At 73.8% G+C, this 26,977-nt stretch carries 24 protein-coding genes and 1 riboswitch; of the genes, 10 read left to right on the top strand and 14 right to left on the bottom strand.

The genetic code is table 11. The features are described 5' to 3' along the window. Positions 1-13 precede the first annotated feature (13 nt). Genes HA073_RS07310 through HA073_RS07300 form a run of 3 tightly spaced genes read left to right on the top strand, consistent with a single transcriptional unit; the run spans position 14 to position 3,632 of the window. Positions 14-1,693, top strand: coding sequence for an extracellular solute-binding protein (locus tag HA073_RS07310; protein WP_043323449.1), 1,680 nt, complete (start codon positions 14-16; stop codon positions 1,691-1,693). Next, complete coding sequence (locus tag HA073_RS07305; protein WP_064445683.1) at positions 1,690-2,715, top strand: sugar ABC transporter permease; 1,026 nt, start codon at positions 1,690-1,692, stop codon at positions 2,713-2,715. Before HA073_RS07310 ends, HA073_RS07305 begins: the two co-directional genes overlap by 4 nt. Further along, entirely contained in the window at positions 2,712-3,632 is a 921-nt protein-coding gene (locus HA073_RS07300; protein ID WP_043323451.1) for a carbohydrate ABC transporter permease, read from the top strand. Before HA073_RS07305 ends, HA073_RS07300 begins: the two co-directional genes overlap by 4 nt. Before the next feature lie 9 nt (positions 3,633-3,641). Here the strand turns inward: HA073_RS07300 and HA073_RS07295 are convergent, their stop codons facing one another. The 5 genes from HA073_RS07295 to HA073_RS07280 form a co-directional block, all read right to left on the bottom strand. Continuing rightward, the gene (locus tag HA073_RS07295; RefSeq protein ID WP_064445684.1) at positions 3,642-4,379 is read right to left on the bottom strand and encodes an amino acid ABC transporter ATP-binding protein; all 738 of its coding nucleotides are present in this window, start codon (positions 4,377-4,379) and stop codon (positions 3,642-3,644) included. Continuing rightward, positions 4,376-5,152 (bottom strand): amino acid ABC transporter permease, encoded by a 777-nt coding sequence (locus HA073_RS07290; RefSeq protein ID WP_069088490.1) that lies wholly within the window; start codon positions 5,150-5,152, stop codon positions 4,376-4,378. The genes HA073_RS07295 and HA073_RS07290 overlap by 4 nt, the downstream gene beginning before the upstream one ends. 38 nt (positions 5,153-5,190) lie before the next feature. Then, positions 5,191-6,045: an ABC transporter substrate-binding protein gene (locus tag HA073_RS07285; RefSeq protein WP_043323458.1), complete on the bottom strand. Its 855-nt coding sequence runs from the start codon at positions 6,043-6,045 to the stop codon at positions 5,191-5,193. Positions 6,046-6,155: 110 nt separating this feature from the next. Beyond that, positions 6,156-6,281 (bottom strand): hypothetical protein, encoded by a 126-nt coding sequence (locus HA073_RS30845; RefSeq protein ID WP_255481362.1) that lies wholly within the window; start codon positions 6,279-6,281, stop codon positions 6,156-6,158. Between the two features lie 33 nt (positions 6,282-6,314). Next, positions 6,315-6,425, bottom strand: a riboswitch (SAM riboswitch). Positions 6,426-6,494: 69 nt separating this feature from the next. Beyond that, entirely contained in the window at positions 6,495-7,901 is a 1,407-nt protein-coding gene (locus HA073_RS07280; protein ID WP_240925598.1) for an NAD(P)/FAD-dependent oxidoreductase, read from the bottom strand. Between the two features lie 446 nt (positions 7,902-8,347). Here HA073_RS07280 and HA073_RS07275 point away from each other — a divergent pair, with 446 nt between their 5' ends. Together HA073_RS07275 and HA073_RS07270 are read left to right on the top strand one after the other, a co-directional pair. After that, positions 8,348-9,646, top strand: a complete 1,299-nt coding sequence (locus HA073_RS07275) for a hypothetical protein (RefSeq protein WP_166455969.1) — start codon at positions 8,348-8,350, stop codon at positions 9,644-9,646. Positions 9,647-9,710: 64 nt separating this feature from the next. After that, positions 9,711-10,163, top strand: a complete 453-nt coding sequence (locus tag HA073_RS07270) for a hypothetical protein (RefSeq protein WP_064445687.1) — start codon at positions 9,711-9,713, stop codon at positions 10,161-10,163. Between the two features lies 1 nt (position 10,164). On the opposite strand, the gene HA073_RS07265 is transcribed toward HA073_RS07270, so the two are convergent. Further along, entirely contained in the window at positions 10,165-12,696 is a 2,532-nt protein-coding gene (locus HA073_RS07265; protein ID WP_166455968.1) for a DUF6493 family protein, read from the bottom strand. Continuing rightward, the gene (locus HA073_RS07260; protein WP_166455967.1) at positions 12,693-14,027 is read right to left on the bottom strand and encodes an SWIM zinc finger family protein; all 1,335 of its coding nucleotides are present in this window, start codon (positions 14,025-14,027) and stop codon (positions 12,693-12,695) included. Before HA073_RS07260 ends, HA073_RS07265 begins: the two co-directional genes overlap by 4 nt. 59 nt (positions 14,028-14,086) lie before the next feature. Between HA073_RS07260 and HA073_RS07255 the strand changes: the two genes are divergently transcribed. Together HA073_RS07255 and HA073_RS07250 are read left to right on the top strand one after the other, a co-directional pair. Next, positions 14,087-14,629 carry a GNAT family N-acetyltransferase gene (locus tag HA073_RS07255; RefSeq protein ID WP_043323469.1) on the top strand — a complete coding sequence of 181 codons (543 nt, stop codon included), beginning with the start codon at positions 14,087-14,089 and terminating at the stop codon, positions 14,627-14,629. Positions 14,630-14,667: 38 nt separating this feature from the next. Next, a complete protein-coding gene (locus HA073_RS07250) occupies positions 14,668-15,078 on the top strand; it encodes a hypothetical protein (RefSeq protein WP_069088496.1) in 411 nt (136 codons plus the stop codon). A gap of 47 nt (positions 15,079-15,125) precedes the next feature. On the opposite strand, the gene pgi is transcribed toward HA073_RS07250, so the two are convergent. Further along, positions 15,126-16,760: a glucose-6-phosphate isomerase gene (gene pgi / locus HA073_RS07245; RefSeq protein ID WP_166455966.1), complete on the bottom strand. Its 1,635-nt coding sequence runs from the start codon at positions 16,758-16,760 to the stop codon at positions 15,126-15,128. Between the two features lie 243 nt (positions 16,761-17,003). Here pgi and HA073_RS07240 point away from each other — a divergent pair, with 243 nt between their 5' ends. From HA073_RS07240 to HA073_RS07230, 3 genes are all read left to right on the top strand, one after another. Then, the gene (locus HA073_RS07240; RefSeq protein ID WP_166455965.1) at positions 17,004-18,974 is read left to right on the top strand and encodes an ABC transporter ATP-binding protein; all 1,971 of its coding nucleotides are present in this window, start codon (positions 17,004-17,006) and stop codon (positions 18,972-18,974) included. Positions 18,975-19,051: 77 nt separating this feature from the next. Continuing rightward, on the top strand, positions 19,052-20,101 hold the full coding sequence (locus tag HA073_RS07235; protein WP_104112602.1) for an aldo/keto reductase: 1,050 nt from the start codon (positions 19,052-19,054) through the stop codon (positions 20,099-20,101). Positions 20,102-20,419: 318 nt separating this feature from the next. Then, positions 20,420-20,962 carry an RNA 2'-phosphotransferase gene (locus HA073_RS07230; RefSeq protein ID WP_166455964.1) on the top strand — a complete coding sequence of 181 codons (543 nt, stop codon included), beginning with the start codon at positions 20,420-20,422 and terminating at the stop codon, positions 20,960-20,962. 7 nt (positions 20,963-20,969) lie between these two features. Here the strand turns inward: HA073_RS07230 and HA073_RS07225 are convergent, their stop codons facing one another. From HA073_RS07225 to HA073_RS07200, 6 genes are all read right to left on the bottom strand, one after another. Further along, positions 20,970-22,253: a sulfite oxidase gene (locus HA073_RS07225; protein WP_166455963.1), complete on the bottom strand. Its 1,284-nt coding sequence runs from the start codon at positions 22,251-22,253 to the stop codon at positions 20,970-20,972. A gap of 84 nt (positions 22,254-22,337) precedes the next feature. Further along, complete coding sequence (locus tag HA073_RS07220) at positions 22,338-22,976, bottom strand: hypothetical protein (RefSeq protein WP_064445696.1); 639 nt, start codon at positions 22,974-22,976, stop codon at positions 22,338-22,340. Then, complete coding sequence (locus HA073_RS07215) at positions 22,973-24,379, bottom strand: selenium-binding family protein (RefSeq protein ID WP_166455962.1); 1,407 nt, start codon at positions 24,377-24,379, stop codon at positions 22,973-22,975. Before HA073_RS07215 ends, HA073_RS07220 begins: the two co-directional genes overlap by 4 nt. A gap of 16 nt (positions 24,380-24,395) precedes the next feature. Further along, positions 24,396-25,121 carry an ABC transporter ATP-binding protein gene (locus tag HA073_RS07210; RefSeq protein ID WP_166455961.1) on the bottom strand — a complete coding sequence of 242 codons (726 nt, stop codon included), beginning with the start codon at positions 25,119-25,121 and terminating at the stop codon, positions 24,396-24,398. Next, complete coding sequence (locus HA073_RS07205; RefSeq protein WP_104114083.1) at positions 25,094-25,930, bottom strand: ABC transporter permease; 837 nt, start codon at positions 25,928-25,930, stop codon at positions 25,094-25,096. Before HA073_RS07205 ends, HA073_RS07210 begins: the two co-directional genes overlap by 28 nt. Next, on the bottom strand, positions 25,927-26,901 hold the full coding sequence (locus tag HA073_RS07200) for a sulfonate ABC transporter substrate-binding protein (RefSeq protein ID WP_064445699.1): 975 nt from the start codon (positions 26,899-26,901) through the stop codon (positions 25,927-25,929). Before HA073_RS07200 ends, HA073_RS07205 begins: the two co-directional genes overlap by 4 nt. Between the last annotated feature and the right edge of the window lie 76 nt (positions 26,902-26,977).

The following is a 26,977-nucleotide window of genomic DNA, read 5'->3' as shown; positions in this document are numbered from 1 at the left end:
CGAAGGGGGACCGATGACCGCGCACCACCCCGACCCGGGCTCCTCCCGCCGTCGCTTCCTCGGCCTGGTCGGCCTCGGCGTGGCCGCCACCACCGCCGGCCCGCTGCTCGCCGGCTGCTCGGAGAAGCCGGCCGGCACCGGCGCCGCCCAGAACCTCGACGCCGTCTCCGGCCTGCTGCCCAACCACAAGGACCTGCCCGGCGGCATCAAGCCCGACATCGTCGGCACCCGGCCGGTGCCCGACGGCTACACCCGCTACCCGGCCAGCCTCGTCGACGCCGTCACTGACAAGCCCGGCACCAGCGGCAAGCAGGTCACCGCCATGACCCCCGCCTGGGGCCCGGCGCCGCCCGGCGTCGCGCAGAGCGCCTACCTCCAGGCGGTCAACGCCGAGCTGGGCACGCCCGTCAACTTCACCATCCAGGACGGCAACACGTACGCCGACAAGCTCAACGCGATGCTCGGCGCGCGCGACGTGCCGGACCTGCTGTGCGTACCGGGGTGGGAGGTGGAGAAGATCCCGCGCTTCGCCGAGGCCATCAAGGTGCTCTTCGAGGACCTGACCGACCACCTCAGCGGCGACGCCGCCGCCGCGTACCCGATGCTGGCGAGCTTCCCCACCGGGGCCTGGCGGCGGGCGGTCTGGAACGAGCGGCTCATGTCCGTGCCCAACCCCACCGACGGGCCGTTCCCGTGGGCGCTGTTCACCCGCAAGGACGTCCTCGACGCGCGCGGCCTGGCCGTGCCGGCGAACCTGGACGACCTGCTCGCCGTGGCCAAGCAGGTGACCGACCCGGCGCGCAAGGTGTGGGCGTTCAACGACGTCTTCGCCATGATCCAGATGTTCCACAAGGTGCCGGGTCACAAGGGCGGATGGCGGGTCAAGTCCGACGGCACCCCCGAGTTCAAGTACGAGACCCCGGAGTTCCGCCGCGCGCTGGAGGTGATGGCCAAGATCTACGCGGACGGCCTGGTCCACCCGGACATCGTGGCCAGCAGGGGCGCGGACGCCAAGCAGCTGTTCGCCAAGAACGGCGCGATCGTGTTCCTCCAGGACGGCGTCGGCTTCTGGCAGGGCGCCCAGGCCGAGCACCAGAAGACCAACCCCAAGCTGAACATCCAGCCGGTGCCGATCTTCTCCGCCACCGGCGGCGACCCGCTGGTCTGGGGCGACGACGAGCCGATTTCCTACACGTTCGTCAAGAAGGGCCTCGGCAAGGACCGGGTCCAGGAGCTGCTGCGGATCATCAACTGGTGCTCCGCGCCGCTGGGCAGCCAGGAGGCGCAGCTGCGGGACTTCGGCGTCGCGGGCAAGCACCACAACCCGTCGCCGAACGGGCCGGTCAAGACCGACCTGGCGTTCAAGGAGATCGCCAACCAGTACTTCTTCATCAGCGGCCGCAACCCCACCATCGGGCCGTTCCCGGACACCCCGCGCTTCGTGCCGGACGTGCTCGCGTACTCCAACGAGATGGTCAAGCACATGGAGCCCAACCCGTGGGCCGGGGTGAAGCTGGAGATGCCCGCCGCGTACAAGGCCAACCAGGTGCCCACCGAGGACAAGTTCACCGACGTGCTGCGCGGCCGCCGACCGCTGAGCGACGTGGACGCCATCGTCAAGGAGTGGAAGGCCGCCGGCGGCGAAGAGGCCCGGAAGCTGCTCGCCGACGCGCTGCCCAAGGCGGGCCGATGAGCGAGCCGGCCGTCCTGGCCGGGCCCGAGCGGGCCCGGCCGGACGCCCCGGCCTCGCCCGGCCGACCGCCCGGCCGACCTCCCCGCCGCCGCCGGGTGCCGCTACGCACCCGGCTGCGCCGGGACTGGCAACTGCTCGCCATGGTGGCGCCCGGCTTCGGAATCCTGCTGGTCTTCAGCTACCTGCCGATCGCCGGCAACGTGATCGCGTTCCAGGACTACAACCCCTACCTCGGCGACAACCCGTGGCAGGCGTTCGCGCACAGCGACTGGATCGGCTTCGGCCAGTTCCAGCTGCTGTTCTCCGACCCGGCGTTCTGGGACGCGTTCCGCAACACGCTGGCGATCACCGCGTTCCAGCTCGTCTTCTTCTTCCCGCTGCCGATCCTGCTGGCCATCGCGCTGCACAACCTGCTGTCCAGCCGGCTGCGCGGGCTCATCCAGACCATCGTCTACCTGCCGCACTTCTTCAGCTGGGTGCTGGTGGTCACGTTCTTCGTGGCGATGCTCGGCGGCGCAGGGCTGCTCGCCCAGAGCATGCGCGACGCCGGGATGCAGCCGTGGAACGTGATGACCAACCCGGACACGTTCATCGTGCTGGTCACCGTCGAGGCGGTGTGGAAGGACGTCGGCTGGGGCACCATCGTCTTCCTGGCCGCGCTGTCCACCATCGACCAGAACCTCTACGAGGCCGCCGCCGCCGACGGCGCCGGCCGGTGGCGGCGGCTGTGGCACATCACGCTGCCCGGCCTGCGCCCGGTTATCGTGCTGCTGCTCATCCTGCGCCTGGGCGACGCGCTCTCAGTCGGCTTCGAGCAGTTCCTGCTGCAACGCGACGCCGTCGGCCGGCAGGCCGCCGAGGTGCTCGACACCTTCGTCTATCACTTCTCCATCGCCACCGGGAACTACGGGTACGGCGCCGCGGCCGGACTGTTCAAGGCCGTCATCGGGCTGGTGCTGATCCTGGCCGCCAACCGGGTGGCGCACATGCTCGGCGAACGAGGGATCTACTCCAAGTCATGACCACGCTGATCCGCCGGGTCGCCGGCGACCGATCCCGCCGGCCGGTGTGGCAGGAACCGCCCACCCCGGTCGGGCAGGGCCTCAAGGCCGTCGTGCTCACAGTGCTCGTGGCGGGCGTGCTGTTCCCGCTCTGGGTGATCCTGGTGACCAGCCTGTCCTCGCGGGAGACCATCGCGCGGGCCGGCGGCCTGGTGGTCGTGCCCCGGGGCATCGACACGTCCGCGTACGAGACGATCTTCGCCGGGGGCGCTGTCACCCGGGCCCTCTGGATCAGCACGCTCGTCACGGTGATCGGCACCGCCATCGCGCTGACGGTCACCGTGCTCGCCGCGTACGGGCTGTCCCGGCCGGGCTCGCTGGGGCACCGCTGGCTGCTGGCGTACTTCCTGATCCCGTTCCTGGTCTACCCGCCGCTGGTGCCCCGCTACCTGGTGGTGACCGGGCTGGGCCTGAAGGACACCATCTGGGCGCTGGTCCTGCCACCGGCGATCAGCGTGTTCAACCTGGTCGTGGTGCGCGGGTTCTTCCAGGGCATCCCGTCGGAGCTGCTGGACAGCGCCCGCATCGACGGCGCGAGCGACTTCCGTACGCTGGCGCGCATCGTGCTGCCGCTGTCCCGCGCGGTCATCGCCGTGGTCGGCCTGTTCTACGCGGTCAGCTACTGGAACGTCTGGTTCGACGCGCTGCTGTTCATCGACCGCAACGACATGTACCCGATCCAGCGGGTGCTGCAGAGCTACCTGCTGGCCGGGCAGGCCCCGCACACCTCCGGCGGCAGCAGCGGGGTGACCATGCCGCCGACCGAGGCGGTCAAGATGGCGGTGGTGGTGCTGACCGTCGCGCCGATCGTCGCCGTCTACCCGTTCATCCAGCGGCACTTCGTCAAGGGCGTGCTGATCGGCGCGGTGAAGGGCTGAGGCGGCCGGTCACAGAACCTGGGACAGGAAGCGTCGCAGCCGCGGGTGCTCCGGCGCCTCGAACACCGCCTCCGGCGGGCCGGACTCCAGCACCACGCCCGCGTCCATGAACGCCACCGTGTCGGCGACGCTGCGCGCGAACCCCATCTCGTGCGTCACCACGACCATCGTCATGCCGGCCGCGGCCAGGTCCGCCATCACCGCGAGCACGCCCTTGACCAGCTCCGGGTCCAGCGCGCTGGTCGCCTCGTCGAAGAGCATCACCTGCGGGCGCAGCGCCAGCGCCCGCGCGATCGCGACGCGCTGCTGCTGCCCGCCGGAGAGCTGCGCCGGCCGCGCGTCGGCCTTGCCGGCCAGGCCGACCAGGTCGAGCTGGGCGCGGGCGAGCGCCACCGCCTCGTCCTCGTCGAGCTTCTTCAGCTTGCGCAGCGCCAGCGTGATGTTGCGCAGCACGCTCAGGTGCGGGAAGAGGTTGAACTGCTGGAACACCATGCCGATGCGCTGGCGCAGCGCGTCCGGGTCGTCGCGCAGCACGCTGCGGCCGTCCAGCAGCACGTCGCCCCGGTCCGGCTCGATCAGCCGGTTGATGGTGCGCAGCAGCGTCGACTTGCCGGAGCCGGACGGGCCGATCACGCAGGCGGCGCCGCCGCGCGCCACGTCCAGGTCCGCGCCGCGCAGCACCCGGTGCGCGCCGAAGGCCAGGTGCACGTCGCGGACGGCCAGGCTGACCGAGGTGGTGGTGGTCATCGCGGGTCCTTTCCGGACGGGGTGAGGTCGACCGGCTCGGCATCCGGCTCCGGCTCGGGCGGCGCGGCCGGGCGGCCCTGCCGCAGCCGCCGGTCCAGCCAGTTCACCGCGTGGGTCAGCGGCACGGTCAGCAACAGGTAGAACAGCCCGGCCAGCAGCAGCGCGGACTGGTTGCCGGTGTTCGCGGCGTAGTCCTGCCCGATCCGGAACAGCTCCCGCTGACTGGCCAGCAGGCCGAGGAAGTAGACCAGGCTGGAGTCCTTGATCAGCGAGATGAGCTGGTTGACCCAGGCGGGCAGCACCCGGCGTACGCCCTGCGGGATGATCACCAGGCGCATCGCCTCGCCCCAGGAGAAGCCGAGCGCCCGCGCGCCCTCCAGCTGGGCGGCCTCCACGCTCAGGATGCCGGCCCGGAAGATCTCGCCGAGGTAGGCGGCGGCGATCAGGGACAGCGCCAACACGCCCAGGGGATAGGGGTTCGGGCCCCAGACCTGCATGCCCAGCGGCGCCAGGCCGACGCCGATGAGCAGGATGGTCGCCGCGGCCGGCAGGCCGCGGAACACGTCGGTGTAGATCCGCGCCGGCCAGCGCAACCACCGGGTACGCGAGATGCCGGCGACGGCCAGCAGCATGCCCAGCACCGAGCCGAGCAGGGCGGCGGAGACCGCCAGGGTGAGCGTGTTGGGCAGCCCGACGGTCAGCATCTCGGGCAGCGCCTCGCGCATCGACTCCCAGTCGAAGAACGTCTCCCAGAGGGTGCTCAGTGGGTCCATGTCCGCTCCGTCCGCCCTGCTCGTGCTCGGTTACCGGCTCAGGAGGCGGCCGACGGCGCCGGCGCCGCCACCGACCCGCTGCCGGGCTTGAAGTCGGCCGGGATCGGCCGCCCCGGGTAGTACTCGGCCTGCAGGCGGCTCCACGTGCCGTCCGCGATCACCTCGTCGAGGCCCTTGTTCAGCGCCTCGCGCAGCTTGTCGTTGCCCCTCGCCACGGCGAACGCGGTCGGGGTGGGGCTGAGCTGCTTCGCCGCGACCTTGATCTTGCCGTTGCTGTCGGCGGCGGACTTGTCGCCGATCTCCGCCGGGGCGATCCAGGCGTCCGCGGTGCCGGCCTTGAGCTGGTTGATCGCGCTGTTGTAGTCGGGCACCCGCACCGGGTCGAGGTTCTGCTTGGTGGCGTAGTCGTCCTGCACGGTGCCCTGCACCACCACCACGCGCTTGCCGGCGAGCTGGTCGAAGCCGGTGAGCGTGGAGTCGGCCGGTACGTCCAGGCCGAAGTAGCCGAAGTCGTAGCCGTTGCCGAAGTCCACTGTCTTCTTGCGCGCCTCGGTGATCGTGATCGAGGAGCTGCCCACGTCGAACTTGCCGCTGTTGACCTGGGAGAGCAGGGCGGAGAAGTCGGTGCCCACGAACTCCACCTTCAGGTCGATCTTGGCAGCCACGGCCCGCAGCAGCTCGTTGTCGAAGCCGGTGAACTTCCCGTCCTTCAGGAAGACGTTCGGCGGCGCGTCGGTGAGCGTTCCGGCGCGGATCACGCCGGGCTGGAGCAGGCCGTACGGGTTGTCGGCCGCGTCGGTGTCGTCGCCGCCGCAGGCGGTGAGCGCGGTGACGGCGAGCAGGGCCGCCGCGCCGACGGCGGCGGCACGGGTCAGGACGGTACGGAAACGCACGATGTCTCTCCAGAGTGGATGGACGCGCGGAGGTGCGCGTCGGCGCCGGCCCGCCGGACGGACGGCCGGGCCGGAGAAGGGTGGATCGGAAAGAGGGGGGTGGCGCTCGCTCAGCGCGCGGGGCGACAGGCGTCGCTGCACACCCGCATCAGGTCGACGTGGCGGCGCTTGACCAGCGCGAAGCGGGCCGGGTACGCGGCGACGTCGCCGGAGGGGGTGGAGGGTGGTGCGGACATCGGTCTCCCTGGTCTGGTGCTGACCTGGGTGCCAGGCCACGCTTGCACCGGCGGCTGCCGGTGCCTGGTCTTCACCCGGGGCACCCCACCGCGGAGGAGGGTTGCCGGCCAGCGAGCCGGGGCTTCGCGCTGGCGCTCATGACCTGCCCAGAAGGCTAGCAGCACCGCCGGGGCGGCCGTCCAGCGGTTATGACCACCCTCACGCGCGGCGCCTTACCGACGGGCCGGGACGACCGGCGCGTCCCGGCCGGTGCCGTGCCGCGACGGGCTGCGCTGCTCGTGGTAGTCCTGTTCCACGTTGACGGTCCAGACGTCGTGCTCCGCGCCGTGCGCGATGTTCTCCGCGGTCAGCATCGCGGTGAGCATCGAATGGTCGGCGTTGTTGTACCGGTGCATGCCGTTGCGTCCGACCGGGTGCACGTTCGGCACGTTCGCAGCAAGCCAGCCCCGGATGACGTCGACGTTGCGCTGGTACCGCTCGTCGTAGACCGGGTACGCCTTCGGCATCCGGACCACGTAACCGGCCTCCACGCAGCCGGGCTTGACCAGGCCCAGCCGCTCCAGCTCGGCGGTGGCGAACGCGACCAGTTCGGCGTCCGGCGTCCGCCACATCTCGTCGCCCTCGAACACGAAGTACTCCAGCCCCAGGCACGTCCGCCCGTCCTTGACCAGGTACGGCGACCAGGAGCCGAAGTTCTGGATCCGGCCCACCCGGGCCGCCGGGTCGTGCACGTAGATCCAGTTGTCCGGGAACGAGAACTCCTCCGGCACCACGAGCGCGACGGTCAGGAAGTCTCGGTACCGCAGGTCGTCGGCGGCGGCCCGCACCTCGGGCGGTGCCTCCGGCCGCATCGCCCGCACCAGCGCGGAGATCGGCATCGAGGAGATCACATGATCGGCCGGCTCGGTCCGCTCACCGTCCGCGTCGACGAGCGTCACCGCTGTCGCCCGCCGGGCCGTCGGGTCCCGCCGTACCTCGGTCACCCAGGCGCCGGTGCGTACCTCGCCGCCGCGTCGGGCGACCTCCTCGGCGCAGCGCTCCCACATCATCCCGGGGCCGTGCTTCGGGTACTGGAACTCCTCGATCAGGCTGGTCACGTCCGTGCGGTCGCGCCGGGGCAGCAGCGCGTTGCGCATCGCGGTGGCCAGCGACAGGTTCTTGATCCGCTGGGCCGCCCAGTCGGCCTGCAACTGGTCCGCCGGCATCCCCCAGACCTTCTCCGTGTACGTCTTGAAGAAGATCGAGTAGAGCCGCCAGCCGAACCGCGCCGACACCCACCCCTCGAAGTGCGACTGGTCCTTCGGCGGGCGCAGCCGGGCCCGGCCGTACGAGGCCAGACAGCGCGCCGCCTCCAGCAGGCCGAGGTTGCGCAGCGCGTTTCCGGCGCTGAGCGGATAGTCGAACAGCGCCCCGCGGTAGTAGATCCGGCTCATCCGCGGCCGGAGCAGGAAGTCCTCGTCCGGCAGGATCTCGTGCCAGAAGTTCTCGACCCGGGACACCTTGGTGAAGAAGCGGTGCCCGCCGATGTCGAAGCGCCAGCCCTCGCGCTCCACGGTCCGGCTGATCCCGCCGACCACGTCGTCGGCCTCGTAGACCCGGACCGGCTCGCCGTGCCGCAGCAGCTCGTACGCGCGGTCAACCCGGCCGGCCCCGCCCCGATGATCACGGTTCCGTCGCCGTCACCCATGCCGTCCGCGCCCCCCGCCGCCAGCCTCCCGATGCGGCACCGCGCATACCCGTCCTGCCGCCGTCCTCACCTGCGCACCCACCCCGATGCGCCGCCCACCCACCCCACCCCGCCCCGCCCCGCCCCGACCCGACCCGGCCTGGCCCCGTCGATCATGAAGTTGACGGCGTTTGGTGTCTGATTTGTCGCCGCCAACCTCATGATCGACGCGGGCATGGGGGCGTGCCGGACAGGTGTGTGGGCGGGCCGGACGGGGCAGGCCGGAGGGGTGTGGGCCGGACGGGTGCCGGCGGGGACGGGTGTGGGCGGGGACGGATGGGGAATGCGGGCCGGGTTTCCGGCCGGGCCGTCGGCCAGGGGCCGACCGGTGGGAGCGCGATGACGGAGGAGCGGCGGGTCGATCCCGGTGGCGCGGTCGAACCCGGCGGCGCGGCCGGACCCGATCGCGCGGCCGGCCCTGCCGTCGGGGCGCGCTCCGGGCGTACCCGGTGGTGGTCGCGTGGAATCCGGGTCGCCCGCGGGGTGCCCGAGCCGTGGGGATTCGTGTTCGCCGTCTTCGTCGGCTCGAAGCTCGTGCTCAGCCTGCTCGGCGTGCTGGTGCTGGCCGCCTGGGACGGGGTGCCCGGCGCGCCGCCGGCCGGCGAGACCGGGATGCGGGAGCAGCAGGACGCGATCTCGTCGCACCGCTGGTTCTCGCTCTGGTTCGCCTGGGACTCGTTCCTCTACGAGCACCTGGCCCGGCTGCCACTGGACCGGCCGTGGCCGGACTTCGGCTTCCCGCTGCTCTATCCGTTCCTGGCCCGGCCGCTCGCGCCGCTGCTCGGCGGTCACACCGCCTGGGCTCTGCTGCTGGTCAGCAACGTGGCGCTGGTGGTGCAGCTCTACTTCGCGTACCGGCTGGGGGGCCGGCTGCTCGGCGGCGCCGCACCGGCCGACGGCCGGCGAGCGGTCCGGTACCTGCTGCTCCTGCCGACGGCGTTCCTGTTCCAGGCGGCGCTCACCGAGTCCCTGTTCGTCTGCCTGGCGCTGGCCACCTTCTGGTACGCCGAACGACGCCGCTGGCTGGTCGTCGGCGTGGTCGGCTACTTCCTGGCGATGAGCCGCTCCGTCGGCTTCCTCGTGGTGGCGCCGCTGGCGCTGGTGCTGCTCCGCCAGCACGGCTGGCGGGCCGGCCCGCGCGCGTGGCCGCGACTGCTGCGCGAGGGCTGGCCGCTGGTGCTGGTGCCGGCGGGCTGGCTGACGTTCATGGCGTTCTGCCGCTGGCAGAGCGGGGACTGGTTCGCCTACCAGCACGCGCAGGAGACCGGCTGGGCGATCCGGTTGCAGAACCCCGTCGCGACGGCGGTGTCCGCGCTGACCGGCGGCAACTCGGCCGACGCGCTGCGGGTGTGGATCGCGGTGGCGACGCTGGTGGTGGCGGTCGTCGGGCTGCGCCGCCGGGCCGACTGGCCGTACCTGGTCTACACGCTCGTCGTGGTGCTGGTGCCACTGTCGATGGGGCCGCCGGTGTACAAGAGCCTCCTGCGCTACCTGCTCGCCGCGTTCCCGGTCGCGTTCGTGCTGGCCCGCTGGGCTCGCCGGCCCGGCCTCGACGGCTGGCTCACCGCCGCGCTGGCGCTGCTGCAGGGCGCGTTGTTCGCGGTCTGGCTCACCTACTGGACCCACCTGATCATCTGACGACCGCCCCGGCCCGCCGCCCCGTCGTCCGGCGCTCCGCCCGGGCGGACCGCAGAATGGGCTGATGACCGATCGGCGGGTGACCCTGGACGACCTCGGCGCCTGGTTGATCAAGGGCAACGCGGACGCGGTGGACCTTACGGCCCGCTTCGCCGCCGACCCGCGCGTCACCGGCTGGTGCGTCCGCCCCGGCTACCGGGTACGCCTGATGCGCGCCGGCCAGCCGGTGGTGTTCTGGGCCAGCGGCAGCCGGGGCCGGACGCCGTACGGCGTCTGGGGCGTCGGGCGGATCGCCGCCCCGCCGCAGCCCGGCGCGCCGGGCGAGCCGTGGACCGCGCCGCTGGACCTGACGATCCTGGACGAGCCACTGCGGGTACGCCGCGAGGTGCTGCGCGCCGACCCGCGGCTGGCCGGGGCCGAGGTGCTCCGGCAGCCGCAGGCGGCGAATCCCTCGTACCTGACCGTGGCGCAGTTCGACGCGCTGTGCGCCTACCTGCCCGGCGACGGGGGCGGCTGACTCAGGCGGCCAGGGCGGCGGCGAGCCGCCGGGCCTCGGCGACCAGCCGGCTGCTGCCGCCCCGGGCCACCACGTCGGCCAGCCCTGGTACCTCGATCCGGACGCCCGTCGCGGTCGCCGCCTCCGCCGCCAGCGCGAGCAGGTCCGGCGTGCCCCGCGGTGGCGTCGGCCCGGCCAGCAGCGGCGGCAACGCCGCGGCGAGCAGCCGCCAGACGCTCAGCCGGGCGCCCGCCGCCAGCGCGTCCCGCAGCGGCGTGACGGCCCGGGTGAGGATCACCTGCCCCTGCGCCCCCATCTCGCCCAGATGCCCGCCCACCGCCGGCGCGTTCAGGTCACCGGCGGCGGCCAGGATCAGCAGCGCGTCGAGCGCGGCCACCCGGTCCGCCTCGTGCCGGGCGCACAGCCCGTACGCCACGGCCAGGTCCAGCGCGGGCCCGCCCGCACCAGTGCACTCGGCGAGCGCCAGCAGGACCGGCCCACGCCCGGCGAAGTCCTCCTGGGCGGCCATGGCCAGCTCGGGAAGGACCTGGGCGGCGACCACGCCCCGGTGGCCGGGCAGGACGGCCGGCCACAGGTGCCCGGCGTCGAAGATCCGGCGGCCGATCGCCGCCGGCCGCACAGTGAGCAGGCCGAACCGGTCGTCCACGTCGGCCGGTGGGGTGAGCGCGACGAGCCGCCGTCGTTCCGGTAACTGGTCGTAGCTCCAGTCGTAGCGGCCGGACCGGTCCCGCCGGCCCACCGTCACCACCTCCTGCACCGGCGCCGGCACGCCACCGCCGCGCAGCCAGGCCGCCAGCTCGACGCCGCCCGGCGTGCCGAGCGCCTCGGCGCGGGCCGCAAGCGGCTCGTCGACCCCGGCCGGCAGGCGCAACAACGCCTGCGTGTAGTCCCACCTCCAGTACGGCCGGTCGCCGAGCGCCGCCAGCCGATCGTAGAGCACCTGCGGTTCGACCGCCCCGGTGGCCGAGGTGGGCGCGGACAACAACCCTGGATCGTCACGGCCGTCCAGGCGCTGCCCGGCCTCGGCCAGCCGGAGGCGGTATAGCCACATCGGCGCGGGGCGGCCGGAGGCCACCGCGGCAGGCCCGCCACCAGCCGTAGCCAGCGTCGAGGCCCAGCCGTCGCGGCGCCGGGTGGCGTCCCCGATACGCGCGACGAACAGCAGCAGCCGGTCGATCTCGAACGAGGGGTCGGACCGGGCCCAGATGTGCTCGTACTCGGCCACCTGCTCCCGGCGCAGCACCGGCGCCAGCGCGACCTCGAGACGGTCGCGGTCACGGGTGCCCAGCCGCAGCAGCCCGTCCATGACCCGTTCCAGCACCGAGGCCGGCCACAGTCCGCGCAGTGTCGCCGCCACCTCCTCCACCAGCTCGTCCACGTCGGCGATCGGCGGTGGCGCGGCCGGCGCCGGCAGCGGCGGCGGCAGGTCGTCACGAGGCTCGGCCACGGTGGCGACCGCCTCTGGCCGGTGACCGTGCCGCGCCGCCAGCGCCAGCGCGCGCTCGCGCAGTCCGGCGTCCGGGTGACCGGCCGCCACGGCGAGCACCGCGCCGACCTCCGTGGCCTGATCCGGGTGCTGCCGGGCCAGCCGGTCGAGCCAGGTCAACTGTGCCCGGACCAGCGCCTTCTCCGGCCGGGCCAGCACCGTCCGGGCGGTTTCCCACAGCGCCTCCGGCTCGGCGGCGTCACCGGCCTCCCGCAGCGTCCGCTGGGCGGCGCGGGCCACCGGCCCCGGCCCGTCGGCGAGCAGCCGCAGGTAGGCGCTCGACCGCACCGCCACCTCGTCCGGAGTCGGCGCGAGCAGGTCGTGCAGGGCCAGGAACGGGCGCAGCGCCGCCGGCCGGTCGCCGCGCAGCAGCCGGCCGAGCACGCCGTTGAGCAGGGCAGCGCGGTCGAGCCGGCCCTCCGCCGCCAGCGCCGCCAGCGCACGGGGCAGGGCATCCGCGTCCGTGCCCGCGCCGTCGCCGCGGGCCAGTTCGGTGCCCACGCCGTCCACCTCGAACAGGCGCGGCAGCAGCGCGTCCAGGAACGGGTCCGCGCGCAGCCGGTCCACAGTGGGTGGGCGCGTCCCGCGTGGGGCCGGGGAGCCCTGTGCGGCCGCCCACCCGCGCACGAAGTCGTCCCCGGTCGGCGGCGGCGCCTTCTCCGCCAGCAGGAGACCGGCGACGAACCGCCAGCCCGCGAGCATCCGGTCCCGGGGCAGCCGGTCGGCCAGCTTGTACGCCACGTCCGCCAGCCAGGTCACCCCGCGTTCCCGGGCCACGTCGACCACCGGCGCGGCGTCGACGCCGCTCAGCCAGACCGAGCGGCGGCCGAGCAGCGCGGCCACCTTCGTCGGCGTGCTCAGCGTCCCCACCGCTGCGACCGCCAGCGTCGCCGCCTCGCCCTGCCACCACCAGGCGTCCCGCCTGCGGCGCACGTCGGCGACCAGTTCGTCGCCGAGCGCCCGGCGGGCCGGCTCGTCCAACCCGGCCAGGGCGGAGCGGACCTCGGACATCCTGCCGCGCACCACCGCCTCGACGAACCCGGTCACGACAGCACCTCCACCGGCGCCGCGACCATCGACACGGCCAGCGCGTGCCGGCACGGCCCCCGCTGCCCGCGGTGCCGCGCCCACCAGCGACAGGTGCAGGAGTATGCGCCGTCCGGGTGGCGGCGCACCCGGTAGACCTCGGCGTCGGTGCGTACCGTCGCGTCCCCGCCGTCGCGCTCGACCGCGCCGTGCTCGACCAGCGCCCGCGCGCCGAGCAGCCGCGGGTTGTCCCGCTCCGCGCGGCCCGCGTCGTAGGGCATCACCCGGTGGAAGTACGCCCCGTCCGCCACGTCGTACCCGACCCGCCCGGCGGTGCCCAGCTGGGCGAGCGCGGCACGCACCCGCCCGTCGGGCAGCGCGGCGGCGTCGGCCAGCGCGGCCACGTCGATCGTCGGATCCCAGTTGAGCAGCGCGCCCACCAGTTCCGCGTCGTCCACCACGTCGTCACCGGCGAGCGCCGCCAGCGCCGCGCCCTCGCCGGAGAACCCCCGGTACGGCTCGGGGGACAGCGTCAGCGACACCCGCAGCGCCCCGGTGTCCAGCTCCCACGTGCTCGGCACGGCCGGCGATCCGGCGCGCACGGCCGGGCCGTACACCCGCAGCGTGCGGGCGTGGCGCAGCACGCCGCGCAGCGCCGCCAGCCGGCCCGCGCCGGCCAGGCAGACCGCGCCCGGCGCCGGGCGGGAGGTCAGCCGCAGCGTACGCCCGGCGGGCACCGCCCACAGCACACTGCGGTCCGTCGCGGCGGGCAGCCGGCGCAGGAACGCCGCCGCCTCCGCCGCCGGGACCTCGGCGCGCGGCTCGAAGCCGGCGGTGAGCACGTGCACCTCGGCGAAGCCGCGCAGCCAGCGTCCGGGCAGCGGCACCTTCCGCTCGACCACCGAGCCGTCCATGGTGGAGACGGTCAGGTCGTCCGGGCCGACCGCCACGTGCAGCGGCTCGATGCCGCCCACCCGGGCCAGCGCCTCCCGCAGCGGCGGGTTCACGTCCACGTTCGTGGTGCCGTGGCCGCTGATCTCGCCGTCCAGCCCGGCCGGCAGGACGTCCATCCGGGCGTACACCCCGCAGCAGCCGGAGAACGACTCGAACCGCAGGCGGCCTCGGCTGCCGGTGACCACCGGGTCCAGGCTGGCCGGGTTGACCGGCTGGTGGTAGCGGGTGCGGGCCACCTCGGCGACGGCGAGCAGCCCGGCCGCCGCGACGGCCGGGGCGGTGAGGAACCCGGCGAAGAAGCGCGGGTTGGCCGCCGGGCCGCCGCAGGTCTGCAGATCGAGACCGGCGGCGCGCAGCGCGGACGGCTGAAGGTATCGGTACGTCTGGACGGCGTTCACGGCGCAGACCGTAGAGGGACCGACCGACAAAAGCGCGACGGTCCTGCTAGCTTCCTCGGATGTTCGCCCACGCCCTCACCGACGACGCGGAGCTGCGTCCACTGTCGCCCTGGCACGCCGACGAGTTCCTGGCCAACCTCGACCGCTGCCGCGAGCACATCTCGCCGTGGGTCGGCGCGTCCTTCGTCGCCACCGACGCCGAGTCGGCCCGCAAGGTCCTCCAGGCGTACGCCGACCGGTGGGCCCGCGACGACGGCGGCCTCTGGGGCATCTGGCAGCGCGGCACGCTCGTCGGCGGCGTGCTGTTCGTGTCGCTGAGCACCGCGCGCGGGGTGTGCGAGGCGGGCTGCTGGCTGGAACCGGGCGCCGAGGGGCAGGGCCTGGTCACCCGCGCCGCGCGCGTGATCATCGACTGGGCGGTGCGGGAGCGCGGCATCCACCGGGTCGAGTGGATCACGAAGGCCGGCAACGACCGCAGCATCGCCGTCGCCAAGCGGCTGGGCATGAGCCGCGACGGCGTCCTGCGCGGGGCCGCCGCGACGCCGGAGGGCCGCGCCGACATGGAGGTCTGGTCGGTGCTGGCGCCGGAGTGGACGGCCTGACCGCCGAAACTGTCGTACCCGGACGTGAACATGTGTCCATGGCTGTCCCCGCACTGGCCGACCGGTCCCCGCAGCCGCGCGCCCTGCCGCTGCGCGAGGTCCGCACCCGGCTCACCCAGCTCGTCTCCCTGGCCGAGCTGACCGACACCGTCACCCTCGTCACCCGCGACGGCGATTCCCGCCCGATCGCCGCGATCGTGCCCGCGCCGGCCGCCCGCACCGGGGCCCAGGCGCGCGCCGACGCCGAACGCGTCGCCGCGATCAGCGCCGGCTGGGCCCGCCGACTGGAGGAGCTGCACCAGCAGTCCGGCCGGCGGCACGCCGCCGAGCTGCGGGCGCTCGCCGACGCGCTGGCCGAGGCGTGGGCCGAACTCGACCGCCGCGCCCCGGCCGGCGACCCGGCGCTGATCCGGCTGCGCGCGGCGCACGCCGACCTGCTGCGCCGCTGACCCGTGGCGTCCCGGCCGGTCGCGCGCGGGACGCCACGGGTACGCGGTCAGCTCCGGCCACGCTCGGCCCGGTAGCGGCGGATCAGTTCGGCGGTCGAGGTGTCCACGTCGGCCAGGTCCGGGTCCGGTCCGGTGAGCTTCGGCGCGAGCTGGTTGGCCATCACCTTGCCCAGCTCCACACCCCACTGGTCGAAGGCGTTGATGTCCCAGACCGCGGCCTCGGTGAACGTGATGTGCTCGTAGAGCGCGATCAGCTGGCCCAGCGTCGACGGGGTGAGCTTCGGCGCCAGGATCGACGTGGTCGGGTGGTTGCCGGCCATCACCCGGTGCGCCACCACCTCGGGCGCGGTGCCCTCGGCCTCCACCTGCTCCCGGGTCCGCCCGAACGCCAGCGCGGCGGTCTGGGCGAAGAAGTTCGACATGAACAGGTCGTGCATGTCGCCCAGGTCGTGGTTGGGCCGGCTGAACGCGATGAAGTCCGCCGGGATCAGCCGGGTGCCCTGGTGGATGAGCTGGTAGAAGGCGTGCTGGCCGTTGGTGCCCGGCTCACCCCAGAAGATCTCCCCGGTCGGGTACGTCACCGGCGAGCCGTCGACGCGTACCGACTTGCCGTTGCTCTCCATGGTGAGCTGCTGCAGGTAGGCGGGGAAGCGGTGCAGGTACTGCGAGTAGGGCAGCACCGCGTGGGTCTCCGCGCCGAGGAAGTCGGTGTACCAGACGTTGAGCAGGCCGAGCAGCGCCGGCACGTTGCGTTCCACCGGAGCGGACCGGAAGTGCTCGTCGACCGCGTGGTAGCCGGCCAGCATCTCGCGGAACCGCTCCGGCCCGATGGCCAGCATCACCGACAGGCCGACCGCCGACGGCAGCGAGTAGCGCCCGCCCACCCAGTCCCAGAAGCCGAACATGTTCTCCGGGTCGATGCCGAAGTCCCGGACCCGCTGCTCGTTGGTGCTGACCGCGACGAAGTGGCGGGCCACCGCGTCGTCGTCCGCGTCCAGCCCGGCGAGCAGCCAGCGCCGCGCCTGGTCGGCGTTGGCGAGCGTCTCCTGGGTGGAGAACGTCTTGGAGACCACCACGAATAGCGTGCTCGCCGGGTCCAGGTCGGCGGTCTTGTCGTGGATGTCGGTCGGGTCGATGTTCGACACGAACCGGCAGCTGATGCCCGCGTCCCGGTACGCCTTCAGCGCCTCGTACGCCATCACCGGTCCCAGGTCGGAGCCGCCGATGCCGATGTTCACCACAGTGGTGATCCGCTCGCCGGTGTGGCCGCGCCACGAGCCGGAGCGCACCCGCTGCGCGAACGCCGACATGCGGTCCAGCACGGCGTGCACGTCGGCGACCACGTCCTGGCCGTCCACGGTGAGCGAGGCGTCCGCGGGCAGGCGCAGCGCGGTGTGCAGCACGGCCCGGTCCTCGGTCACGTTGATGTGCCGCCCGGCGAACATGGCCGCGATCCGGTCGGCCAGCCCGATCCGCTCGGCGAGCGCGCCGAGCAGCGCGACGGTCTCGTCGGTGATCAGGTTCTTGCTGTAGTCCACGTGCAGGTCGGCGACCTCACCGGTGAGCCGCTCACCCCGCTGCCCGTCGGCGGCGAACAGGTCGCGCAGGTGCGTGCCGCGCATCGCCTCGGCGTGCTTGCGCAGCGCCTGCCATTCGTCGGTGGTGGTGACGTCCACAGCCATCGGGTCGATCTTCTCCTTCACGACGGGCGGTCGGCCGGCCTGCGCCGGCGAACCCCACAAGCCTGCCACCCGGACCGGTCGCGCGCGACGCGACCCGGCGGCGACCACCGTGCGGGCGGTCTTTCGCCCGCCGCCCGGTGGACACGCGGTTGGGACGCCTGTACGACACGCCGAACACGGGGAGACATCTGTCGATTGCGGAACGTAAGCTCCGGAGTCGTCGGCGTACCGGAGGAGACGCGTATGGCAGCGGTTTTCGGTCCTCGGCGCCCCTCGGACGAGCACCCGCCGGACGAGCCCGCCCCGGCCGGGAGCGCGGCGGGCGACGAGACGTCGCTGCCGGAGCTGGCGGACGGGCACTGGATGAACCGCGCCACCGAGTTCGCCCACACCAGCTTCTGGTCGGTGGCGCGCCGGCTGCCCGCCCTCGTCCGCGAGGCCATCGGCCTGGCCTGGGCGACCAGCCGCCGAGACACGCTCGCCTCGATCGGGCTCAACGTGGTCGCCGGCCTGCTCACCACCTTCGGCCTGCTCGCCACCACCGGCGTGCTCCGGCAACTCTTCGCCGACGGGCCCACACCGGACCGGATCCGGGCGGCCCTGCCCGCGCTCCTGCTCGCGGCCGCCGCCGTGACGGCCCGGGGAGCGCTGACTGTCGCCGCCGGCTGGGCGCAGGCGCGGCTCATCCCGCAGATCAACTACCAGGTGGAACTCCGGCTGTTCGAGGCGACCACCGCTGTGGAACTCGCCGCGTTCGACGACGCCGGCTTCGCCGAGGAGATGGATCGTGCCCGGGATCGGGGCATGGCCGAGGCCGCGTCGATCGTGGACCACACCGTGAACCTGGTGACCGGGGTCGTGGGTGTGCTGGCCACCGCCGCCGCGGTCACCGTCATCCAGCCCGTCCTGCTGCCGTGCCTGCTGCTCGCCGCGGTGCCCGAGGCGGTCACCGCGGTCAAACTGGCGCGGCGGCAGTACCTGGCGCTGCTGGCCTGGATCACCCGTCGCCGCCGGATGTACCTGCTGGCCCGTTTGATGGCCGATCGGCACACCGCCGCCGAGATCCGTGCCTACCAGATGCGGGACTTCCTGCTGGCCGAGTACCACCGGATGATGACCGTCGAGACCCAGGCCCAGCTCCGGCTGGCCCGTTCGCAGACCGTCACCCGAGGACTCGGCCTGTCGGTGACCGGCGTGGCCGCGTTCGCGGTCTACGCCGTACTGGGCGGGCTGCTGATGGGCGGCGTGGTCGCGCTGGCGGCGGCGGCCACCGCGCTGCTCGCGCTCCAGGCCGCGCGGACGAGCCTGCGCACCGCGATCTTCGCCACCAACTCGCTCTACGAGGACGCGCTCTACTACCAGGACTACCGCGACTTCCTCGACCGGGCCACCCGGCGGATCCCAGCCGGCGGGCACCTGCCCGTCGACGGGTTCACGCGCATCGACGTCGAGCGGGTCAGCCTGCGCTACCCGGACACCGACACGGCGGCGGTCGACGAGGTAAGCCTCACGTTCCGGCGCGGTGAGGTGATCGCGCTGGTGGGGGAGAACGGCTCCGGCAAGACCACGCTCGCCAAGCTGATCGCCGGCCTCTACCGGCCCACCGGCGGCACGATCCGCTGGGACGGCGTGGACACCGCCGAACTGGACCCACGGCAGACCGCCGCCCAGGTCGCGGTGATGAGCCAGGACTGGTGGAAGTTCCCGTTCACCGCCCGGCAGAACATCCGCGTCGGCCGCCACGACCGCGCCGACGGGCCCGGCCCCAGCGTGGAGACCGCCGCCCGCGACGCCGCCGCGCACGACATGATCAGCGAGCTGCCGTTCGGGTACGACACGCTGCTGGACCGGCAGTTCAAGGACGGCCAGGACCTGTCCGGCGGGCAGTGGCAGCGGCTGGTGGCCGCACGCGGCCTCTACCGCGACGCCCGGCTGCTGATCTGCGACGAGCCGTCCGCCGCGCTGGACGCGCGTGCCGAGCACGCCCTCTTCCAGCATCTGCGGCGGCACCCGGACCGGGCCGTCGTGCTGATCACCCACCGGCTGGCGAACGTGCGGCACGCCGACCGGATCTTCGTGATGGACCACGGCCGGCTCGTGCAGTCCGCCAACCACGACACGTTGATGGCCCAGGGCGGGCTCTACCGCGAGCTGTTCGAGTTGCAGGCGGCCGGCTACCTCGCCGGCAGCGCGGAACCCGCCGCCGACGGTTGACCTCCAGCGCACTCGAACTCCTACCGTGACCGGACCGCGCGCCATCCGGCCGGCGCGGTGCGAACCAGGGAGCTCACATGCGCTATCGCGTCCTCGGCGGCACCGGCATCGAGGTCAGCGTCCACTGCCTCGGCACCATGATGTTCGGCGCGGTCGGCAACCCCGACCACGACGACTGCGCCCGGATCGTCCACGCGGCACTCGACCGCGGCGTCAACTTCGTGGACACCGCCGACATGTACTCGGCCGGCGAGTCCGAGGAGATCGTCGGCAAGGCCCTGCGTGGCCGCCGCGACGACGTGGTGCTCGCCACGAAGGTCCACTTCCCGATGGGGGAGGGGCCCAACCGGGGCGGCAACTCGCGCCGCTGGATCGTCCGTGCGGTCGAGGACAGCCTGCGCCGGCTGGGCACCGACTGGATCGACCTCTACCAGGTGCACCGCCCCGACCACACCACGGACGTCGAGGAGACGCTCGGCGCGCTCACCGACCTGGTCCGGGCCGGGAAGATCCGCGCGTTCGGCTGCTCGACCTTCCCGGCCGAGGAGATCGTGGAGGCGCACCACGTCGCCGAGCGGCGTGCGCTGGGCCGATTCCGCACCGAGCAGCCGCCGTACTCGATCCTGGCGCGCGGCGTCGAGACGTCGGTGCTGCCGGTGTGCCGCCGCTACCGGATGGGCGTGCTGGTGTGGAGCCCGCTGGCCTCCGGGTTCCTGTCCGGCCGATACCGGCAGGGGCGGCCCGTCGACCTCGGCGCCGGCCGTCCGGCGCTCACCCCGGCCCGGTTCGACCCGGCGCTGCCGGGCAACGCCGCCAAGTACGCCGCCGTCGAGGAACTGGTGGCGCTCGCCGACGAGGTTGGCTGCACGCTGCCGCAGCTCGCCGTGGCGTTCACCGCCGTGCATCCGGCGGTCACGTCGACCATCATCGGGCCGCGCACGATGGACCAGCTGGACGCGCTGCTCGCCGGGGCGGAGCTGACGCTCGACGACGCGGTGCTGGACCGCATCGACGAAATCGTCCCGCCGGGCACGAACCTCTACCAGCCCGACGGCGCCTGGTCCCCGCCCACGCTGACCGACCCGTCCCACCGCCGCCGCCCCCTCCCGGACCGAGCCGCAGCCTGACCCCTCGCTCCTCCCGCCCGCCCGCCCCGCCGGCCCTCAGCCCTCCATCTCGCCGATCATGGGGTTCCTGCCCCGGCAAAAGACCGTAAATCGGGCACCCGAGGGGCCGAAACCGCAAGATCGACGAGGCGAGGCGAGGCGAGGCGAGGCGGGGTGCGGCGGGTGCGGTGGGGCGGGCGCGGTGGGCGGGGCGGAAACGCGGGGCGAGGTGGCGCGGGGAGGCGCTGCGGAAGGGGCGAGGCGGGGCCGGGGAGGGGCGAGGGGGTGCGGGTGGGGAACTGCGTCGACAGGGCAGGGGCGTGGCTCCACACTGGACGGGTGGAACATCGCGATCTTGTTCGGGTGAGCAAGCGGCTGTCGCTGGCGTTGCGGCACCGGCCCGACGCGTACGGCCTGCGGCTCGACCGGGCGGGCTGGGTGCCGGTCGCGGACGTGCTCGCCGGGCTGGGGATCAGCCGCGCCCACCTGGACGCCGTGGTCGCGGGCAACGACAAGCAGCGCTTCGCGTTGGAGACCGGTCCGGACGGGGCCGACCGGATCCGCGCCAACCAGGGGCACTCGGTTCCGGTCGACCTCGGCCTCACCCCGGCCGCGCCGCCGCCCCGGCTGTTCCACGGCACCGGCGAGGCCGTGCTGGACGCCATCCGGGCGCAGGGGCTGCGCCGGGGCGGGCGGCACCACGTACACCTGTCACCTGATGTGGCGACGGCCCGGCGCGTCGGCGCGCGCCGGGGCGGCGCGGTGGTGGTGCTGACGGTGGACGCGGCGGCGATGGCCGAGGCGGGGTACCTGTTCTACCGCTCGGCGAACGGGGTGTGGCTCACCGACACCGTGCCGCCGGCCTACCTCGGCACCACCTGAGCGGGCGTCAGCGGACGGTGACCGGGTGGGCCACCACGGCGTCGAACAGGTACGCGAGGTCGTTCACGGCGGCCCGGTCGGGCTGGGCGACGCCGGTGCAGTCGGTGGCCCGGGCACGGAGCGTGTGCCGGCCCGTGGCCGGCGGGCGCCAGCGGACGGTCCAGCGCTGCCAGGCGCCGCCCCGATCCGCGGTGACCAGGTCGGCCGGGCGCCACCCGTCGCCGGTGTCCACCTCGACGTGCGCGATCGGGCCGTTGCCGGACCAGGAACGGCCGGTCAGCAGCACCTCCTCGCCGGCCGGCACCCGGGCGTCCCAGGGCAGCTCGAACGCGCTGCGCACCGGCTGGGCGGTGAGCACGGTGCCGTCGACGGGGTGGCCGGGGCCGAACATGCGGTAGAACTGCGTGTTCCACGGCGAGAACAGGGGGGTGGTGGAGACCTCGATCGCGCCCACCCACTTGATCGAGGAGATGCCGACCCAGCCGGGCACCACGACCCGCACCGGGAAGCCGTGGTCGGCGGGCAGTGGCTCGCCGTTCATCTCGTACGCCAGCAGCACGTCGTCCAGCGCCTTGGCGACCGGCATCGGACGGCGTACCCGGCCGAGGTTGACCCCGCCGGAGACGTAGTCCGGGTCGAGGCCCTCGGGCATCACGTCGACCGCCTCGTCGCGCAGCCCGGCCAGGCGCAGCACCGTGCCGAGCCGCACGCCGCGCCAGCGGGCCACGCCGACGCTGCCCAGCCCCCACGCCACGCCCGGGGCGGGGTCGCCCTGCTGCTCGGCGAAGTAGCGCCGCCCGTTGCCGGCGCACTCCAGCAGTGCCGCGTGCTCCTCGGCGGGCAGTCGGCGCAGCTCGTCGAGGTCGAACTCGATTGCGTCGTCCCGGGTCGGCGCGCCGCGCAGCCCGTCGCCGAACAGGCGCAGCCGCCAGGTGGCCGCGTCCAGGTGTGGCGTGACCGTGTGGTTGCGGACGAAGAAGCGGTCGATCGGGACCACGTACCCCTGGCCGGCCATCGACGGCCAGCGCATCTCGGCGTTGGTGTCCAGCGGGCGCAGCAGCTCCGCCGGCAGCGGCTTGACGATCGGCGCGCCGGGGTCGACGCCGACCGGCGCGGACGTCACCGCTACCGGCTCGCGCTCCGCGGCGGCGGCGGTCACCGCGGCCATCGCCGCGCCCACCTCCAGCAGCCGGTCGCGGTCGACGCCCGGCCCGTGTGCCTGCCCGGCGAGCCACTGCCGGCTCCGGTCGGCGTCGTGGACGGCTTCGGCTGAGGACGGGGACTGACTCACGGCTGACCTCCGGGGTGGGCGACGCTGCCTTTCCTATTCAACCAGTAGGACTTCCCGTCGATCCATAGCAGGTCGGCGGCACGGTCACGCCGCGCCGATCAGCGTCACCACCCCGGCCACCACGAGCACGCCGGCCCAGAGCCGGTCGACGTTGAACCAGGCCCGGCGCAGCACACCGACGCCGAGCACCTCGTACACGGCCACGGCCACGGCCAGCGCGACGCCGAGCATGGCGGCGGTGTGCACGGCCGCCGCGAACAGGCCGGTCAGCGCGCCGGCCGGCGCGGCGGCGAGGTGTCCGGCGTGCGGGCCGCCGCCGACCGCCGGTTCGGCGAGCAGCACCGGCAGCAGCATCAGGCCCGCGCCGTGCGCCGCCGACATCAGGAACGACCAGGCGGTGAGCTGCGCGGCCGACAGCCGCATCCCGGCCCACCGGAAGTGCCGGTCGGACAGCAGCCGCCACAGCCCGAACCCGACGAGCAGCACCCCGCCGGTGACCGCGACCGCAGTGCTCGCCGTCACCGACCGGGTGGCGCTGACCAGCGCGGCGACCACCGCCACCGACGCCAGGTGACCGGCCGCGATCGGCGGCAGCGCGGCCAGCAGCGCGGCCCGGCGGCGCTCCTGCAGGCCCCGGGCCACCGCGAACAGCCAGCCCATCGCCGGGTTCAGGCCGTGGAACGCGCCGAGGCCGGCCAGCGCCGCCCAGGTCGCGCCGGTCACGGGAAGCAGTACGAGTCGGACGAGGCGTCGCCGCCCTGCAACCGGGTCTGGTGCACGCGCAGGCCGCGGAACTCGTCCCCGCGCGGGAAGAACCGCGGATCCGGCACGAGGCCGCCGGTGTCCGGGTCGACGTCGAGCTTCGCCACCCACGCGCCCACCCCGTCGGGGTAGAACTGGTCGTCCCAGGCGCCGTAGAGCGAGTTGCTGACGTAGACGCGGCGGCCGTCGCGGCTGATCTCGACCATCTGCGGGCCGCCGGCCAGCGGCTCGTCCGGGTACGCCGGGTGCGGCGTGCGGTTGACGATGCCGCCCAGGCGCACCGAGCCGACGCGTACCGGGTGGAACGGGTCGCTGACGTCGTAGCGGATCAGCTCTCCGGTGCCCCAGCAGGAGACGTGCAGGAACCTGTCGTCCACTGACAGGTCGATGTCGGTGACCAGCGGCGGCACCGCCCCGAACGGCTTGAGCAGGTCCGGCAGGTCCGCCGGCTCGGCCGCCTCGGCCGGGATGTCGATCACCTTGGTCACGGCCCAGGCGTCGCCGTCGCGGTGCCACAGCCAGATCGAGGCGGACAGGTCCTCGACGCTGATCACCACGCCGACGAAGCCGTACGACTTCGTCGGGTCGTGCGCGGGGCGCAGCTCCAGCGGCATCTGGTACTGGTCGCCGAGGTCGACGCGCTGCACGTGCCGGCGCTTCGCCAGGTCCCAGAAGTGGATCGCGTGCCCGTACTTCCGCCCCAGCAGCAGTTCCCCGACGATGCCGTCCTCGATCATCGACGGCGTGCCCCACTCGCTGGTGACCAGCACGTCCTGCGTGTAGTGCCACCAGAAGTCGTACGCCAGGAACTGCGGCCCCCGGTCGGCCTCCCACGCGCCGCGTACCTCGAACGTGGTGTGGTCGAGCACGGCGATGCCGCCGGGCCCCTCCTGCCCGTCCGCGCCGCCGAGCGCGGAGACGTAGATGCCGTCCGGCCCGCAGTGCACGGTGTGCGGGCGTGAGTACCCGGCGCGCTTGCCGAGTTCCTCCGGGCCGATCACCTTCACCAGTTCGGGGCGGCGCGGGTCGGGCTTGGTGTCGAGCACGTGGATCCGGGACGAGCGCAGGCCCGGCACGATCAGGTAGCGGCGTTCCACGTGCGGGTGCGGCGCGGTGGGGCAGAGCGCGCTGCTGCACGCGTTCCAGCCGAAGTGGTGCAGCTCGTCGCCGGTGTTCGGCAGCTCGGTCCAGCCCACCACCCGGCCGTACGAGCCGGAGTCCGGGTCGGTGTCGAGCACCGCGATGGCGTCGGGGCGCTGCCCGGCGCGGTCGAACGCGGCGACGTACGCGAGTTTCTCGGCCGGCGCGGTGGCGGCGAGCGCGGGGGAGGGGTAGAAGGTCGGGTCGGGGGTCCAGCGGGTCATCGGTTCTCCCTCGCGGTCAGCCGGCGGGTACGCCGAGGCGGTCGAGCAGGTGGCGGCGCAGCGCGCCGAGGGCCGGGTCGTCGGGGCTCGGGGTGGGGCCGAGGCGTACCGGCACCTCTTCGGCGATCACGCCGTCGTCGAGGAGCAGGACGCGATCGGCGAGCAGCAGCGCCTCCTCCACGTCGTGGGTGACCAGCAGCGCGGCGAAGCCGTGCTGGGCGCGCAGCCGCCGCAGCAGCCCCTGCATGCGCAGCCGGGTCAGCGCGTCGAGCGCGCCGAACGGCTCGTCCAGCAGCAGCAGGTCCGGTTCGCGGACCAGCGCGCGGGCCACCGCGACCCGCTGCGCCTGCCCGCCGGACAGCTCGGCGGGCCAGGCCCGGCCCCGGTCGGCGAGCCCGACCTCGGCCAGCGCGCGGCCGACCCGGTCGCCCACGTCCGGCCCGGTCAGCCCGAGCGCCACGTTGTCCGCGACCCGCTTCCACGGCAGCAGCCGGTGCTCCTGGAACACCACGGCGGCGGTGCCGTGCACCGCGTGCTCGCCGCCCGCGTCGCCGTCGAGCCCGGCGAGCACGCGCAGCAGCGTGCTCTTGCCGGATCCGCTGCCGCCCAGCAGCGCCACCGTCTCCCCGGCGCCGATGATCAGGTCCACCCCGGCCAGCACCACCGCCGGGCCGAACGCCCGGGTCACCGCGCGCGCGGTGAGCACCGGCCCGGTCAGGTCGCGCGCAGTCCGCGTCGCCACGCCAGCGTCCTCCTCTCCGCGTACCGGATGAGCAGGTCGGAGGCGAGCCCCAGCAGCGCGTAGATGAGCAGGCCGAGCACCACCACGTCGGTCTGGCTGAACTCGCGTGCCTCCATCATCAGGAAGCCGACGCCGGTCTGCGCGTTCACCTGCTCGCCGACGACCAGGCTGAGCCAGGCCGCGCCGATGGCCAGCCGCAGCCCGAGGAACAGCGCCGGCAGCGCGCCGGGCAGCACCACGTGCCGCAGGCGGGCCGCCGCGCCGAGACCGCAGGTGCGCGCCGCCTCGACCAGGCGTTCGTCGATGTCGCGGATGCCGGCGTACGTGTTGAAGTAGATCGGGAAGAACGCGCCGAGCGCGACGAGCGTGACCTTCAGCGACTCGCCGATGCCGACCCAGATGATCAGCAGCGGGACCAGGCCCAGGTGCGGCAGCATCCGGGCCATCTGCACCGGCGGGTCGACCAGGTCGTCACCGAGGCGCAGCAGCCCCGCCGCCGCGCCGAGCACCAGCGCCAGGCCGCCGCCGATGAGCAGGCCGAGCGCGGCGCGGGTGAGCGAGTCGAGCAGGTGCACGCCGAGCGTCCCGTCGCGCGCCAGCCGCCACCCGGTCGCCAGCACCGCGCTGGGCGCGGGCAGCTTCTCCGCGGCGAGCAGGCCGGTGCGCGCGGCGACCTCCCAGGCGAGCACCAGCACGACCGGGCTCACCGCGCGCCGCCACCGCCGCGAGGCGCGGGCCCGGGACCGCCGCGGCGTCGCCCGATCGGGTACGACAGCGGGGATCGCCTCGGCCAGCGCCGGACCGCTCACTGGAACGCCTCGTTGAACCGGCCGTCCACCCGCCCGGCGATGTCGACCGGTCCGGGCACCAGCTTCAGCTCCACGAAGCTGTCCGCGATGGCCTGCAACTCTGCGCCGATCTCCGGGGTGACCGGGGCGAGCGGCTTGGCGCTGCGGGCCAGCGCCCGGGTGGTCACGTCGAGCGGGATCTTCAGCTCCGGGGCGAGGACGGCGGCCCGCTCGGTCGGGTGGGCGATGCCCCAGTCGGTGGTCTGCCGGTACGTGTCCAGGAACGCGCGTACGTCGGCGGTGCGGTTCTTCACCGCGTCCGGCGCGGCCAGCACGTACTCGCGGTTGCCGGCCAGGCCGGTGGCGTCGGCGAGCACCCGTACGCCGGGCTGCTCGGCCAGCGCGAAGTAGGGATCCCAGATGATCCAGGCGTCGACCTGCCCGTTGTCGAACGCGGGCCGCCCCTCGGCGGGCTTGAGGTACTTCACCTTGATGTCGGCGAGCGTCATCCGGTTCGCCTCCAGCAGCTTGACCAGCAGCCAGTGCACGTTGGAGCCCTTGTTCAGCGCGACCGTCTTCCCGCGCAGGTCGGCGAATCCACGATACGGGCTGCCCGCCTTGACCAGAACCGCCTCGCCCTGCGGGATCGGCTGGGACGTGCCGACCACGGAGAACGGGATCTTGCCGGCGGCGGCGAACACGGGTGGGGCCTCGCCGACCTGACCGATGTCGATCGAGCCGGCCTTGAGCGCCTCGGTCAGCGCCGGGCCGCTCTCGAACAGCGACCAGGTGACGTTCTTCGCGTCGCCGCGCGCCTTGACCAGGCTGAGCCCGCCGAAGCGCTGGTAGCCGATCCGCAGCGGGCCGTCACTGCCGCCGCCGCTGGCGTCGGCCGCCTCGCCGCCGCAGGCCGTCAGCGCCGTCGCGGCCAGCAGCGCGAGGGTGGTGAGCAGCGCGGCCACCGGCCGGCGGCGGGTTCTGGGGGTACGCATGGCGACTCCTCGGGGAGGGAAGGGCCCGGCATCGACGGGCGACAGCAACCTACCAACCCGATAGGTTTTATGGGTA

Source organism: Micromonospora sp. CMU55-4 (assembly GCF_011602315.1).
Taxonomy (GTDB): domain Bacteria; phylum Actinomycetota; class Actinomycetes; order Mycobacteriales; family Micromonosporaceae; genus Micromonospora; species Micromonospora chalcea.
This window is presented reverse-complemented; position numbering and strand designations above follow the sequence as displayed.